Origin of the sequence: Actinoalloteichus sp. AHMU CJ021, from assembly GCF_002895405.1 — a bacterium.
GTDB lineage: Bacteria > Actinomycetota > Actinomycetes > Mycobacteriales > Pseudonocardiaceae > Actinoalloteichus_B > Actinoalloteichus_B caeruleus.
Genome location: NZ_CP025990.1, coordinates 3,766,392 through 3,779,693, shown reverse-complemented (window position 1 = coordinate 3,779,693; position 13,302 = coordinate 3,766,392). Strand labels below are relative to the sequence as shown.

Annotated in this window: 12 protein-coding genes; 6 read left to right on the top strand and 6 right to left on the bottom strand. The window is 74.2% G+C overall.

The window, feature by feature from the left end:
* Positions 1-118: 118 nt before the first annotated feature.
* The 4 genes from C1701_RS16385 to C1701_RS16370 all read right to left on the bottom strand — a co-directional run bounded on the left by C1701_RS16385 (position 119) and on the right by C1701_RS16370 (position 4,635).
* Positions 119-1,351: a DUF4241 domain-containing protein gene (locus C1701_RS16385; protein ID WP_103056169.1), complete on the bottom strand. Its 1,233-nt coding sequence runs from the start codon at positions 1,349-1,351 to the stop codon at positions 119-121.
* Positions 1,352-1,500: 149 nt separating this feature from the next.
* Positions 1,501-2,133, bottom strand: coding sequence for a GNAT family N-acetyltransferase (locus C1701_RS16380; RefSeq protein WP_026419096.1), 633 nt, complete (start codon positions 2,131-2,133; stop codon positions 1,501-1,503).
* 113 nt (positions 2,134-2,246) lie between these two features.
* The gene (locus tag C1701_RS16375; RefSeq protein WP_103057069.1) at positions 2,247-3,854 is read right to left on the bottom strand and encodes an AMP-binding protein; all 1,608 of its coding nucleotides are present in this window, start codon (positions 3,852-3,854) and stop codon (positions 2,247-2,249) included.
* On the bottom strand, positions 3,847-4,635 hold the full coding sequence (locus C1701_RS16370) for an enoyl-CoA hydratase/isomerase family protein (RefSeq protein WP_103056168.1): 789 nt from the start codon (positions 4,633-4,635) through the stop codon (positions 3,847-3,849). The genes C1701_RS16375 and C1701_RS16370 overlap by 8 nt, the downstream gene beginning before the upstream one ends.
* A 184-nt stretch (positions 4,636-4,819) precedes the next feature.
* Between C1701_RS16370 and C1701_RS16365 the strand changes: the two genes are divergently transcribed.
* A complete protein-coding gene (locus C1701_RS16365; RefSeq protein WP_103056167.1) occupies positions 4,820-5,479 on the top strand; it encodes a TetR/AcrR family transcriptional regulator in 660 nt (219 codons plus the stop codon).
* A gap of 250 nt (positions 5,480-5,729) precedes the next feature.
* Here C1701_RS16365 and C1701_RS16360 read toward each other — a convergent pair whose 3' ends face one another.
* A complete protein-coding gene (locus tag C1701_RS16360) occupies positions 5,730-6,503 on the bottom strand; it encodes a zf-HC2 domain-containing protein (protein WP_051713362.1) in 774 nt (257 codons plus the stop codon).
* A gap of 46 nt (positions 6,504-6,549) precedes the next feature.
* Here C1701_RS16360 and C1701_RS16355 point away from each other — a divergent pair, with 46 nt between their 5' ends.
* The 5 genes from C1701_RS16355 (at position 6,550) to C1701_RS16335 (ending at position 12,354) form a co-directional block, all read left to right on the top strand.
* Positions 6,550-7,125: a sigma-70 family RNA polymerase sigma factor gene (locus tag C1701_RS16355; protein ID WP_026419092.1), complete on the top strand. Its 576-nt coding sequence runs from the start codon at positions 6,550-6,552 to the stop codon at positions 7,123-7,125.
* Positions 7,126-7,245: 120 nt separating this feature from the next.
* Complete coding sequence (locus C1701_RS16350; RefSeq protein ID WP_103056166.1) at positions 7,246-8,160, top strand: NYN domain-containing protein; 915 nt, start codon at positions 7,246-7,248, stop codon at positions 8,158-8,160.
* A 613-nt stretch (positions 8,161-8,773) separates the two neighbouring features.
* Positions 8,774-9,940, top strand: coding sequence for a SagB/ThcOx family dehydrogenase (locus C1701_RS16345; RefSeq protein WP_103056165.1), 1,167 nt, complete (start codon positions 8,774-8,776; stop codon positions 9,938-9,940).
* A gap of 121 nt (positions 9,941-10,061) precedes the next feature.
* Entirely contained in the window at positions 10,062-11,393 is a 1,332-nt protein-coding gene (locus C1701_RS16340) for a hypothetical protein (protein WP_103056164.1), read from the top strand.
* Complete coding sequence (locus tag C1701_RS16335) at positions 11,383-12,354, top strand: ferric reductase-like transmembrane domain-containing protein (protein ID WP_026419090.1); 972 nt, start codon at positions 11,383-11,385, stop codon at positions 12,352-12,354. Before C1701_RS16340 ends, C1701_RS16335 begins: the two co-directional genes overlap by 11 nt.
* Positions 12,355-12,978: 624 nt before the next feature.
* On the opposite strand, the gene C1701_RS16325 is transcribed toward C1701_RS16335, so the two are convergent.
* Positions 12,979-13,164, bottom strand: coding sequence for a hypothetical protein (locus C1701_RS16325; protein ID WP_026419089.1), 186 nt, complete (start codon positions 13,162-13,164; stop codon positions 12,979-12,981).
* Between the last annotated feature and the right edge of the window lie 138 nt (positions 13,165-13,302).

Sequence of the window (13,302 nt, the reverse complement as noted above, 5' to 3'; positions counted from 1 at the left end):
ACCGGCTGCCCGTTCTACTCGGTCCGCTCCCGCGCCGGCTCAGGGGAGTGGCAGCAGGGTCACCGGGAACGGCAGTTCTCCGCGTCCCAGGGGGCATCGCGAGGCGCCCCCCGGCGAGCTATTCGTCCTCGGTGGAGACGAGGAGGAAGTCGACCACCAGCGCGCACGGTGCGCCCTCCGCGTCCCGTCCCAGCCACGTCGGGTAGCTGCCGTCCCCCTCCCCGGCCCGGAACACCACCAGCGAACCCCCGGACGACGAGTCCACCAGTTCGACCGGCTTCTCCACGTCCACCGGCGGGACCGCGTCCTCGCTGACCACGCGTGCCGCCCATCCGGTGGCCTCGGCCGCGCAGAGGCAGGCCAGCCCGGAGTCCACACCGAAACCGAAGAACTCCCCCGCGCGCAGTTCCAGCGGGTCCTGGCCCGCGCGCAGCGCCGGTTCCCAGCTCGTCGGGACACCGCCACCCCACCGGACGCGCGCGGCGGCCACCAGCGGTCCCTCTCCCGGTCGCTCCGTGTCGACCAGCGCGAGTTCGACCGGATGCCGTCCCTTCGGCAGGCGCACGACCAGCGGATCGGTGTCCGCCTCCACCGAATGCGGGTCGGCGGTCACCACCCGGCCGGTCGGGAGCACCAGCGTCCCCGCCGCGAGCGGGTCCCGGCTGAGCGCGGGCCGCCCGTCGCGGAACACGGACCGGCAGCCCTCGACGAAGAGGCGATCCGGCCGCTCCGGCAGCAGGGGGCGCGGCGGCTCCCACAACCGGGTCCCGGCCGGAACCGGGGTCTCCACCACCTCGGAGTCCTCCGCCTCCCGAAGGGTCGGACGCGGGGTGGACGTCGAAGTGGAGGCGCCGGAGAGGCTGGTCAGCAGGGGGACCCAGTCCCCGAACTCGGGGAAGTCCCTCCACAACGGGTCGGCGTCGATGACGTTCACCGTCTCGCTGGCGGGTCCGTCGGCGCCTCGCGGCTCCCGGTGCACCGTCACCCGGCCACGGTGGTCGTACCGTTCGCGGTGGAGGGCGGCACCCGGGTCGAACTCGGCCTGGTCCTCGGCCTGGTAACCCCAGTGCTCCAACGCCAGCGGGAAGAGCCGCCCCTCCAGCATCTCCCGCAGTTCGATGCGGGCCGCCCGGCGCCGCTGCCCGTCGAACAGCCACACGCCCAGGTAGCGGTCGGCCACGCCCACCTGGAGCAGGGCCTGCGGGGCGTCCCCGTTGGACAGCAGCACCGCGTACCGGGTCCCGGCCTCGTGCCGCGCCCGCGCGGTCGCGGTGCGCAGCGGCCCGAGCAGGTCACGGGCATCCGCGTCCCAGTCCTCGCCGTACCGCACGTTCATGATCGGCGCTGTCATGGCCGTCCTCCAGCTCCTCGGGTTCCGCCCGGGAAACTAGCCGGTGCCCGGTACGACCGGTTCCGCCGGGCGCCCCGGCCAGGGCGCCCACCGCCGCGCACCCGGACCGGGCGGCGACCAGGCGCGGGTGGGAGCAGCGGGTTCCGACGTCAGAGCCCCGACCGGTCCAGGGTGCTGGCGACGACGGCGTGTTCCTCGGGAAGGCCCCACCGGTGCCGGTAGACGGCGATCACCAGGTCCCGCAGGTGCGCCTCCTCCCCCGGGGCGAGTCGGGCGGTCATCAGCCGCATCGGGTCCCACTGGGGCCGCCCTCCCGGGGTGTCGTGAGGGGTGAGGTACCCCTCGACCTGGAGCAACACGCCGTCCTGACGTTCGTAGAACCGGATGCGCCGGCGCCGGACCAGCTCCTCGACCTCGTCGACACCGTCCTCCTCCGGATCCTCGACGTCCCAGAGCAGCCGGGACCGCCCCCCGGCGGCGAGCCGGGACGTCATCGCCCGCCACAACGCGGCGCCGACCCCCCGCCCCCGCTGGGACTCGTCAACGACCAGGTACCGCAGGTAGGTCCATCGCGTGTCGCCGAGATGACGCAGCACCGCGAGGCCGAGCGGTGCGCCGTCGCCGTCGACCAGCGCCAGTGCCTCCTCGTCCTGCCGTCCCGAGGCCACCGCCTCGGTGAACGGGGCCCGGAGGTGCTCGGCGAACCCGCTCTCGTAGATGTGGCGCAACCGGGCCGCCGCCTCGGCGGACAGGGCGGAGACGGGGGACAGGGACGTGTTCATCGCTTCTCGCAGACCTCGTGGGCGGGTGGAACGGGAGTGCTGGCATCGCCGCCGTGACGCGTCGGGCGGCCCACCCGGGCGGCCATGCCGCGCCTCGGGTCGGGGCGGCTGGGTCACGGCGACCAGGAACCCGTGGACCGGTCGAACACCGCGCCGCCCAGTTCCCCGAGGATCGCCTTGGTGACCCGCTCGGACGCCGTCCTGGGGAGGTCGGGGTGGAACTCCCAGTAGCGGGGAACCTTGAAGGCGGCCAGGCGGCTGGCGCAGAACTCGGCCAGGTCGGAGGGGGACACCGCGTCCGGTTCCCGCAGCGCCAGGTAGGCCTTGACCTCCTCCCCGCGAAGCTCGTCCACGACACCGGTGACCGCCGCCAGTCGCACGGCCGGGTGGGTGAGCAGGACCTCCTCCACCTCCCTGGCCGCGATGTTCTCCCCGGCCCGCCGGACCATGTCCTTCAACCGGCCACAGTGGTACACCCGCCCTCGTTCGTCCAGTCGACCCAGGTCCCCGGTGTGGAACCAGCCCTGTCGGATGACGCGGGCGGTGGCCTCGGGATCGTCGAGGTAGCCGCGCATCATCCCGGGCCCCCGCAGGGTGAGCTCGCCGACCAGCCCCGTGGGCACCGGGTTCCCGTCGGAGTCGACGATCCGCACCTCCCGGGAACGGGTGGGGCGGCCGAGGCAACCGGTGCCCACCAGCTCGTCGTGCTCCTCGGCACCCACCCTGATGTCCGCTCCGGTCTCCGTCATCCCGAACGCCTCGTACCAGGGCACGCCCCAGCGCCGCTCCAACTCGCCGTGCAGGGCGGGAGGGATCGCGGAGCACTGCACGGCCCGCACCCGGTGGTCCCGGTCGGCGACGGAGGGGGGCATCCGCAGCAGCAGCGTCGGCATCGCCCCGAGGCAGTAGAAGTAGGTCACCCGGTGTTCCCGCACCCGCGACCAGAAGCTGCTCGGGTGGAAGCCGTCGAGCACCACCAGTTCCGCCCCGGCCAACAGGGCCGCCACGACGTTCCACTGCGGGTCGACGTAGGAGAAGGGCTGCGCCGTGAGCAGCACGTCCGCCTCGCCCAGGTGCGGGAACTCCGCCACCATGCCGCCGCCGAGCACCGTCCAGTACCGGTGGGAGAGCACACATCCCTTGGGACGACCGGTGGTCCCGGAGGTGAACTGGATGTTCACCGTGTCCTCCGGTTCCGGCTGGTGGTCCTTGACGGGGGCCGCCCCCCGGTCGGTCGCCAGGTCTTCGGCCAGGAGGACGTTCGCCAGGCCGGGAAGCGTGGCGGGCAACGCGGCGAGCAGGTCCGTGAACTCCGGGGAGGTCACGACGGCATGGGTGCCGGCGGTGCGGAGCAGGTGCTCGGTGTCGACGCCGCGGTACTTCGCGTTGACGGGGACCATCACCGCGCCGAGCCGGGCGAGACCGAGCCAGACCAGGGGGTACTCGGGCCGGTTGCGCAGCAGGACCGCCACCCGGTGGCCGGCGCGCACCCCCCGGGCCCGCAGTGCCGCCGCCACCTGGGCGGTGCGCCGGTCCACCTCGGCGAAGGTGAGCCGGACCGGCGCGGCACGGGGGGTGTCCGGGTCCGCCGACCCCGGGTCGAGGTCGAAGGTCCAGGCCACCCGGTCGGGCCACCGCTCCGCCGCGCGCCGGACCGCGGTGACCAGGTCCGGCACCCGGTGGGCGGCGAGCCCACCGGGTCCCGTCGCGAGCTCACTCATGGCGGACCCGCCCGGGGTCGGAGCCCGTGTCGGCGCGGCGACGCTCGAACTCCTGCCGACCCACATCGGATTCCGAGGTGAAGCGGGTCGTGACGGCGTGGTCCAGCTCGACCGACATGGCCTGTTCCAGGGTGTGGTCCATCCCGCTGTCGAGCACACGTTTGGCGAGGGTCAGCGCGGTGCGGGGCCGCTCCCGCAACCGCTCGGCCAGCTCGCGGGCGGCGGCCTCGTGCGTCCCGACGGGGACCACCCGGTTGACCAGGCCGAGTCCCGAGGCCGTCTCCGCGTCCAGCCGGTCGCCGAGCATCAGCGCCTCCTTGGCCCGCATCGGGCCGACCGCAAGGGGCAGGAGGCGTGAGATGCCGCCCGTGACGCTGAGGCCGACCCCGACCTCGGGGAAACCGAAGGACGCGTCCTCCGCCGCCACCACGAGGTCGCAGGCGAGGGCGAACTCGCAGCCGGCGCCGAGCGCGTAGCCGTGGACCGCGGCGATCACCGGCCCGGGGAACCGGCGGATCTCCCTGGTGACGTCCTGGAGGCGGTCCACCCTGGCCCTGGTGCCGAGCGGGTCCTCCTCGGGGGTGGGTTCCCGCAGGTCGTGTCCCGCGCAGAACGCGCGTCCCCGCCCGGCCACGACCACCACGGCCGCACCGTCCCCGCCCGCGCGGCGCAGGCCGTCGATCAGCGCCTCGGTCAGTTCGGGGACGACGGCGTTCAGCCGGTGCGGCCGGTTGAGGTGGAGACAGGCGATCCCGTTCTCGTACTGGTAGTCAACGGTCATCCCCGGCGCCTCCGCGGTCCGATCGATCGATCGATAGAGTCAGGACCGGACGGTAGGAGCGGGGTGTTCACGTCGTCAATACCCCGCTCCGGGCACGTACCGCGCGTGACCGGTCACCGGGTGTTCGTCCTGCTCGCGGCCGTGGCGCTCGCGCAGCGTGATGCGGACGGGAACGGGGGCGGGAATGCCGCAGCGAGGCGCCGTCGGCGCGGAGGAACGGATCAGGGCCGCCGCGGTACGGCTGTGGTCGGAACGGGGCTTCCACGGAGTGGGCATCCGGGAGCTGGCGGAGGAGGCGGGGCTGTCCTCGGCGTCGCTCTACCACTACATGGGCACCAAGGAGGACCTGCTCGCCGATGTCATGTCCCGTGGGCTGCGTCGGCTCGTCCTGGCCGCCGAACGGGTGACCCAGCAGCGGGCGGGGGCCGGTCCCAGGATGAACGCGCTGGTGCAGCTGCACGTCCTCACCCACGCCCTCCGGCCGAGGGAGACCAGGGTGGTCGACGGGGAACTGCGCGCGTTGTCGGGGGACCGCCGGGGCGGGGTGATGTCGCTGCGCGACGAGTACGAGCGTTACTGGCGGACCACGATCGACGAGGGCCGCGCCTCGGGCGCCTTCCGGGTGGAGGCGCCCGGCATGGCGCGGCTCGCCCTGTTGGAGATGTGCACCGGTGTGGCCCGCTGGTACGACCCGGGAGGGCCGATGGCGCTGTCCGAGGTGGCGCTGGGGCACGCCCAGCTCGCGTCGCGGGTGTTGGGGGCGGAGGAACTGGAACTCGTGGACGAGGTGGACTGGTGCCGGGGCCTGGTCGGTGAGATCTGGTCCGGGCCAGGGGGTGGTTGACCGGCGGATCCCGCCTGCCCAGGGTCGTGGGCCGCGGTGCTGGTGGGGCGCCGCCCCGCGCGGCGCGGTCGCGGTTCCTCGGGCGGTGCGGGCGCCCCCGGCCGGTGAGCGGCCGTCGGTGGTGCCGGCGGGAAGCCCCGCGCAGCCGGCGGTGCCGGCGGGGTCGGCGGGTGCCACTGGTACGGGCGGGTGGTGACGCCTCGGGCGTCTCGGGGCGCTGACGGGGGTGTCGCGGGTGGTCCGGCCCCGATCAGGCCACCCAGGAGTGTCGTTCGGAACTCGCCGAGTGCAGGTGCCGGCCCGGCAGCGGAGAGCCGTCCGCCTCCCGGGACTCCCGCGAGTCCCGGTCCGCGGCCTCGTTCACCCGCCGGTCGCCGACATCCGGCCGACCCGGGGTGGGACTGCGGCCGGAGGACCGGCGGCGCACCACGACGAGCAGGACCAGGCCGACGAGCAGGACCAGGTGGGAGGCCACCCGCTCGACGGGTGCCTGGCCCCGCACCAGGTCCCAGACCGAGAATCCGGCCAACACCACCAGGAAGCCCGCGAACACCGGCACCATGCCCCGCGCGTGTTCCACTCGGAACGACGCCCACAACATGCCGAGGCCCAGGGCCACGTTCCAGGCGGTGCTCTCGTTCAGCAGGTGTGGCTCACCCGAGTGGTCGTGACCGAATCCGAAGTCGACACCCAGGTAGGGCCCGACGGCGATCAGGACCTGAACGACCGCCACGACGGCCAACGCGATCCTGACCGCCAGGTGGGCCGGGGGCCGCCGCCGCCGAGTTCCGACAGCGGGAGCGGCCAGCAGGACCGCGTCGACGAGGTCCGGTGCGCGTGGCGCGGGACGAACCCGCAGCGATCGCGTCAGGGCCTGTGCGCGTCGGTACCAGAAGACGCAGGGGGCGCAGGACTCCAGGTGTCGCGCGACCACCTCGGCCGGTACCGGTTCCCGTTCCCCGTCGATGCGGGCCGACAACGCTTCACGGCAGGTCTCGCACTCCACACCCTGATTGTCGGCCATTCGGCGGACACGGTTCCGTAGGGACACTGCGCTACGCTACTGATCTGTGACCTGGCGTGGGGTTTTCGACGACGAGACCACACGGTTGGCCGTGGCGGCTGGCACGGGGGACCGCGAGGCGATCGCGGCGTTCGTGCGCGCCACCCAGCGGGACGTGTGGCGGTTCACCGCCCATCTGACCACCGTGGACAGCGCGGACGACCTGACCCAGGAGACCTACCTGCGGGCGTTGCGCGCGCTGCCCTCCTTCGAGGGGCGCTCCTCGGCCCGTGCCTGGCTGCTCTCGATCGCGCGGCGAGCGGTGGTCGACCAGCTCCGCTACGCCGGTCGGCGTCCCACGGTGGTGGGCGGGCAGGACTGGGAACGGTCGGCCGAGGCCGCGCACTCCCGGGTGCGGCGCACCTCGGGCGGCTTCGAGGGGGCGGTCGAACTCGACCTCCTGCTGGACGAGTTGGAACCGGAGCGGCGGGAGGTCCTGGTCCTCACCCAGGTGCTGGGGCTGTCCTACCAGGAGGCCGCCGAGGTGTGCGGGTGCCCGGTGGGGACCGTGCGGTCCCGGGTGGCCCGGGCCCGGGACGATCTGATGCGCGCGCTCGACGGGGCGCGGTCGGGGACCGGCTGACTTCGGGAGGGCCGGGGCCGGGCGGGCAGGCCCGCAGAGCCACGGGAGGCCACCACCAGGCGGACGTCGCCGTCGTGGGTGGTGCGGCCGGGGCCAGCCGGGCGGGGAGGTGGGCTGGGAATGGCCTTCGACGAACGGTGGGTGCCGTGCTCGCCGGCGGAGCGGCGGCGGGGACAGGTGGCGTTGTACCTGGACGTCGAGAACCTCGTGCTCGGTACGGGTCCCGCGCTCGCCGAGGAGGGCGTCGCGGCGGCGGTCGTCCGATGGCTGTGCCACGCGTGGGGCGGCGCCCGCATCCGGCGCGGCTACGCGGACTGGGCCGACCCCCGTTTCCGCCGGTACCACCAGGTCCTCGAACACGCGGGCGTGGACCTGATCCAGGTCGGGCACGGGGCGACCCGGAAGAACGCGGCCGACATCCGCATCGCCGTCGACGCGATGGAGGCGCTCCTCGTCCACCCGGACCTCGACACGGTCGTGGTGGCCACCGGGGACAGCGACTTCTCCCCGCTCGTCACGAAACTCCGGGAGCACGGCCGTCGCGTCGTCGGCGTCGGCCCTCGGCGGGCGGCGAGCCCGAGGCTCGCCTCCGTCTGCTCCGAGTACGTGGTGTGGGACGGGCTTCTCGCGGGGATGTCGACCGGGTCGGGTGCCCCCTCTCCCGGGCCTTCGGCGGAGTCCCGGTGTCCGACGCCGACCGGCGACGACCCGCCGCCCGAGGTCGGCGCCGGCGGTGGGGAGGAACCCGTCGGGGCGCCCGGCCCGCTCGACGAGGTGGTCGCGCTGGTGCGCCGGGCCTTCGAGTCCGCTGGGAGCGCGCGGGCCACCGCGAGCGCGTTGAAGACCTGGATGTTGCGGGTGGACCCCGAGTTCAGGGAGTCGCGGTACGGCTTCACCCGGTTCCGTGAGCTCCTCGTCGCCGCCGAGGTGGTCCGCGAGGTGGGGCGTTCTGGCTCCGACATCGTGGTCGGGCTGGTGCCCCAGCCCGACGGGCCCCACCCGGCCACCGACTCGGAGCTGGCCGAACCGGGTTGACCTTCGGCTGCCTCGGCCCCGGACGCGCGGGCGGCCCGCCCTGTCCCGCTCTGCCCGGCGGAGCGGCGGCCGCTGGTCCGCCCGGGTGATAGTCGTGGCGGAAAGCGCTGGTCGCGGCCGGGACGAGCGGAACACGGCGCCGGAGCCGGGAACCAGGGGGGCGTCCCGGGCGACTCGTGGGGTGACGAGCGCCGGAGGTGCGGCCGCCGAGGTACCAGCCTGTCGCACCGCCTGCTCCGTTCCGGCGCGAGTGCCGGGACACCCCGTCCCGGTCCCGCCGATCGTGAAGGGAGGTGCCGACGATGAAGAAGAAGGTCGAGCTGAAGGTGCGTCGCAAGCGGACCCGCACCCGCATCCTGAACAACCACGCCTGATCCGGGCGGGGACCCGCGTCGCCGAACGGTGCCGCGGCTGACGGTCGGCGGTCCGGCCCGGTGTCCTCGGACGCCGCCGGGCCGCCGACCCATCGGGAACGCGGTCCCCACCGCGTTCCCGGCCCTCCCACCCGCGCCCGGTGGCGGGGGCGGAGCCGGGTCGGTCCCACCGGTCCCGACGTCAAGCTTGTCCACGGCCGTTCGAGCGCGGCCGACCCAGCAGCGGAAGCAGGGGTGGCATGGAATACCGACGCGCGCGCAGTCTCGCCCTGTACTGGCACGACGGCGAACTCACCGCGGAGAACTACCTGGAACCGCGTTCCACCGACGAGGAGACGGAGAACGCGGTGGCGGTGGACGCCGAGGCGGTGCGGCTGCTCAGCCTGTTCGAGGAGTGGACCGACGTGGAGGCGGTGGTCGCCGACCACCCCGACCACGATCCCGATTCGGTCCGCGCCGCGGTGGAACTCCTCGCCGAGGACGGGCTGCTCATCCCCAGGTCGGCCGCCGACCGGGAGGAACGGTTCCTGACGGCCTGGCGCGACTGGGGCGAGGACGCGCGGTTCTTCCACTTCGGCACCCGCAACGCGATCTACACCGGCGACAGCGTGGAACAGCGGCGGGCGGACGCGCGCTGGGTGCGGGAGACCGGGGGGACCCCGCCGGCGATCTTCAAGCACTACCCGGGGGCTCCCCGGGTCTACCTGCCCCGTGACGTGCGGCGGATGACCGACGACTTCGGCGACGTCCTGCTGCGCCGCCGCACCCACCGCGTGTTCACCGGGGCGGAGGTGAGCATGCGGGACCTGTCCTCGGTCCTGCACTACACCTTCGCGCCCACCCAGCTCTACGACGCCGGTGACCTGGGAACGCTCATGCTGCGCACCAGCCCGTGCGGTGGCGCCCGCCACGAACTCGAGGGCTACGTGGCGGTGCTCGACGTGGAGGGGGTCCCGCCCGGCCTGTACCACTACGACGGGGAGTCGCACGCGCTCGAACTGGTGGACGCCGACTTCGACCGGGCCCGGCTGCACCGGCTGACCTACGAGTCGGAGATGTGCACGCCCTCGGCGTTCGTGTGCTTCGTGACCGCCGTGTTCGAACGGACCATGTACAAGTACCGGAACTCGCGGGCCCTGCGGGTGACCCTGCTCAGCGCGGGACACCTCGGCCAGACCTTCGTGCTGACGGCCACCGCGCTCGGGCTGGGCGCCTGGCAGAGCGCCGCGTTCCGGGACGACGAGACCGACGCTTCCCTCGGTGTCGACGGCTTCGAGGAGGGCACGGTCTACATGTTCGGCGCGGGACATCCCGTGCTCGCCGAGAACGGCATGCCGAAGGGGGTCACCCGCGCCGGGCTGGTCGACCGGTCGAGTCTGACGGCGGGTCCCCACGGAACCGGTTGAGCCGGCCGGCCGACCAGCCGCGTCCGGAGGAGACGGAGCACCAGCGGCCAGCCGGAGCTGGCCGCTGCGACCCCTGCCGTCCCGCTACCGGGAACTCGCTGGTCAACCAGGGGTCACCGGGATGGTGGCCGTCGCACTGCTCTCCAGGGTGGCGCTCCGGACGTACCCGGTGGGAGTGCTGCTGCTGGCGGTACAGGCCACGGATTCCCACGCACATGCTGGGTGGGTGAGCGGCGCGGCGGCGATCGGCGACGCGACGGCCGTGCCGTGGCAGGGTCGGCGGGTGGACCTGTTCGGCCCTCGGCGGTCGACGGTGGTCCTCGCCCCGACCAACCCGGGCTGCTTCGTCACACTGGTGGTCGCGCTGGGCGGGCCGGCCGCCGGGCCGGCCCCGGTGCTGGTGGCGTTCGCGTCCGGGGCCACCCTGCTCCGGGTGGCCCCGGAGCAGCGGGCCCCCTGGTCCGAGGTGGTGCCCGCACCGGGAACCCGGCGGGCCGCGCTGGGGGTGGACGCCGCGACCCTTGACCTCGCCCTGGTGGGCGGTCCGCTGTCGGCGGCCGCGATCGCGGTGGCGGCGGGGTCGGCCACGACGGTGCCGGGCGGGGTGGTGTTGGTCCTCCGCGTGGCGTCGTGGTTCCTCGCACTGCTGGCCACCCGGGACGCTGAGGGGCGGCGGCGGGCCGACCGCGCCCGCCGGTACCCGGCCCCGGGTGGTGACGTACCCGGTGCTGGCGCGAGGAGGCGTCGCCGGCCCAGGGGCGTGCTCGCCGCCCTCGCCGCGTCCCCGTGCCCCCTGGTACTGGCCGTCGCCGCGGTGGACGGCGGTGTGCTGGGCACCCTGCGCGTCGCGTTCGCGGTGTTGGGGCGCCGACACACCATGTCCGGGGTGCTCGGCCTCGCGGTGGCGTCGTTCGGGGTGGGCGGCGTGCGCGGTGGGCCGTGGTCCGGTGGCCGGTGTGCCGGGGCCACGCCGGCGCGAGCGATACCGCTGCTCCTGACCGGGTACCCGGCGGCCACCCTGCTCCTCGCCGTCGACGAGGGGCCCGTGACACCGGTGGCGCTGGCCGCCACCGCGGGCTGGTGGTCGGGGCCCGTCGTGGTCCACACCCTCGATCTCGTGGCCCGCCACGCCCGCGCCGGGGCCGGCACCGAGGCCGTCGCCTGCGGCATCACCGCGACCTTCACCGGCGCCGCCGCCGGCAACGCGCTCGGCGGCCTGGCCGCGTCGTCCGGATACCAGCCCGCCGTCCTGGCCGCGGCCTCCTCCGGCGGACTCGCCGCGCTGCTGGCGCTCGCGTGTCGCGGTCGGTTGGCCGTGGTGGACGGGGAGATCTCGGCGGCGGGGAGCACCACACCGCCGTCGTCCGCCGGCCGGGGAAGGGCCGGCGACCCACCCGGTCGGCACCGTGGCCGGCCGGGGCGAACGAGGAGGACCAGGAGCAATGCACACTGACGAACCAGCGGCGCCCGCTCCGCGCCGCGACAGGAGGGACCGCACCCTGCGGTCCGACCTCAGAGCCATGCTGCCGGACCTGGCGATCGCCCTGCTGGTGACGGCGTCGGTCTACGGGATCCTGCACTGGCGGATCGACAACGGCACGTCGGACACGGCCCTGGTGATGCCCTTCATGGCCGACGCCGCCGCGAACTGGCCCTACTGGCTCAGCCAGGCTTTCGGCTGGTCGGCCCTGTTGTGGTCCTGGGTCACGGTGCTGTTCGGCCTGCTCGTCGGCGGGAGCCGGCCGGCGTGGATCAGGCTGCGTCCCGCCACCATCGAACGGCTGCACCGGACGACCAGCCTGACGGTCATCGCCCTGATATTCGCCCACGCCCTGGTGCTCAGCTGGGACAGCGGGAACGACCTGCTCGGCGCGTTCGTGCCCGGGCTCTACTCGCACGCGCCAGGGCGGTTCGCGGTGGCGATCGGTGTGATCGCCTTCTGGCTGGCCCTGCCGATGGGGCTGACCTACTACGTGCGGAACCGGATGGGCCCTCGCCTGTGGCGGATGACGCACCGGTTCATCATCGTCGTCTACGTGCTCGGGATCTGGCACACGTTCCTGTGGGGCACCAACGTGTGGTTCACGGGTGGCCTGCGCACCGTTCTCTGGGTGATGCAGATCCCGGTGGCCCTGCTGTTCCTGTGGCGGCTCCTGTACCCGGCGCGGCGTGGTGAACGGGTGCCGTGGCGTCCCTCGGAGTGGTCCGCTGGCCTCAGCGCGCGCGACGTCGGTTCCCTGGTGCTGCGGCTCGGTGCGGCGGCGGTCGTGGTGGCACTGCTCGTCGTCATCGCCACCGGCAACACCGGGGGCGCCGACCGCGAGGACTACCCGAAGACCAGCACGAGTGACGGTGGGGGGCACGACCACCACGGGGACCACGAGGGGCACGACCACTCGGGGCACGGCCACTGACGGTGGCACGGCAGCGGAGTGGGAGGCCGAGCGCCGGCGCGGGCGCCGGCCTCCGATCATCCTCGGCGAGGGCCAGCGGACCCCGGGACGAGGCGAGCCGGGGGGCGCCGACCGATGGCCGTGGCGGAGCTGGGCTGGTGAGGCCCTTGCGCACGTGGGACGCGGCTGGGGCGCTCGCGCCTATGCGGGGGGTGCGCTGTCCGGACCGAGGTCGGGGTGCGGCCGGCGGGGGTGACGTGGTGGTTCCGGGGTGGGCGGGACCGCGTCGGGTTCCGGCCAGGTCGGCTGCTCGTCGGGTTCCTGCACGGGCGGCACGTCGTCACGGGTGGGTTCCCGTGGGCTGTCGTCCGGCTCGGGTGTGCCCGGGAAGTCCGGTGATGGTTCCTCCCGATCCCGTCGAGCCGGGTCGTCGGGGGCTCGGGAGGTGGAGTGACGGGTCCCGTCGGCGGGACGCGGCGAGGACGGGGAGCCACGCGCACCCGCACCCCGGCGCCGTCGGCGGTCGCGCGTCATCGGGCCTCCTCCTCGAACGTGGACCCACCGGGGCGGCTCGGCACTAGGAGTGCGGCCGCGACCGGGCGGACCCGCGGCCCCGGCGCTGTCGAGCCAGCACCGGCGGCAACGTCAGTCCGGCGGTTCCTGGTCGGAGCTGTCCACCGAGTCCGCCGTGTCGAGCTCCGGGTCCACCGCCGCCAGGTCCTCCGCGTCGATGTCCAACTCCGGTAGCCGGACGTCCAGCTCCGGCGGGGTGGGCGTGTCCGGAGCCAGGGGCGGCTGCGGGTTCAGCCCGTCTCGGTCGTGTCGTTCCATGCTCCTGGGGTACCCCGACGTCGTCGCCGGGACGCGTCCGGAGCACATCCGCCTGAGGATTTCGGGGCCGGATCCGTTCGCGGGAGCGGCGGGAGGGAAGTCGGACGCTGGGAGCGGGCGGATCGGTGAGGGTCGGGG

Excerpts from the sequence above, each read along its gene's own strand:
- C1701_RS16375 (WP_103057069.1), bottom strand. The coding sequence starts at position 3,854 with ATGAGTGAGCTCGCGACGGGACCCGGTGGGCTCGCCGCCCACCGGGTG.
- C1701_RS16365 (WP_103056167.1), top strand. The coding sequence starts at position 4,820 with ATGCCGCAGCGAGGCGCCGTCGGCGCGGAGGAACGGATCAGGGCCGCC.
- C1701_RS16380 (WP_026419096.1), bottom strand. The coding sequence starts at position 2,133 with ATGAACACGTCCCTGTCCCCCGTCTCCGCCCTGTCCGCCGAGGCGGCG.
- C1701_RS16370 (WP_103056168.1), bottom strand. The coding sequence starts at position 4,635 with ATGACCGTTGACTACCAGTACGAGAACGGGATCGCCTGTCTCCACCTC.
- C1701_RS16360 (WP_051713362.1), bottom strand. The coding sequence starts at position 6,503 with ATGGCCGACAATCAGGGTGTGGAGTGCGAGACCTGCCGTGAAGCGTTG.
- C1701_RS16340 (WP_103056164.1), top strand. The coding sequence starts at position 10,062 with ATGGTGGCCGTCGCACTGCTCTCCAGGGTGGCGCTCCGGACGTACCCG.
- C1701_RS16350 (WP_103056166.1), top strand. The coding sequence starts at position 7,246 with ATGGCCTTCGACGAACGGTGGGTGCCGTGCTCGCCGGCGGAGCGGCGG.
- C1701_RS16385 (WP_103056169.1), bottom strand. The coding sequence starts at position 1,351 with ATGACAGCGCCGATCATGAACGTGCGGTACGGCGAGGACTGGGACGCG.
- C1701_RS16325 (WP_026419089.1), bottom strand. The coding sequence starts at position 13,164 with ATGGAACGACACGACCGAGACGGGCTGAACCCGCAGCCGCCCCTGGCT.
- C1701_RS16335 (WP_026419090.1), top strand. The coding sequence starts at position 11,383 with ATGCACACTGACGAACCAGCGGCGCCCGCTCCGCGCCGCGACAGGAGG.
- C1701_RS16345 (WP_103056165.1), top strand. The coding sequence starts at position 8,774 with ATGGAATACCGACGCGCGCGCAGTCTCGCCCTGTACTGGCACGACGGC.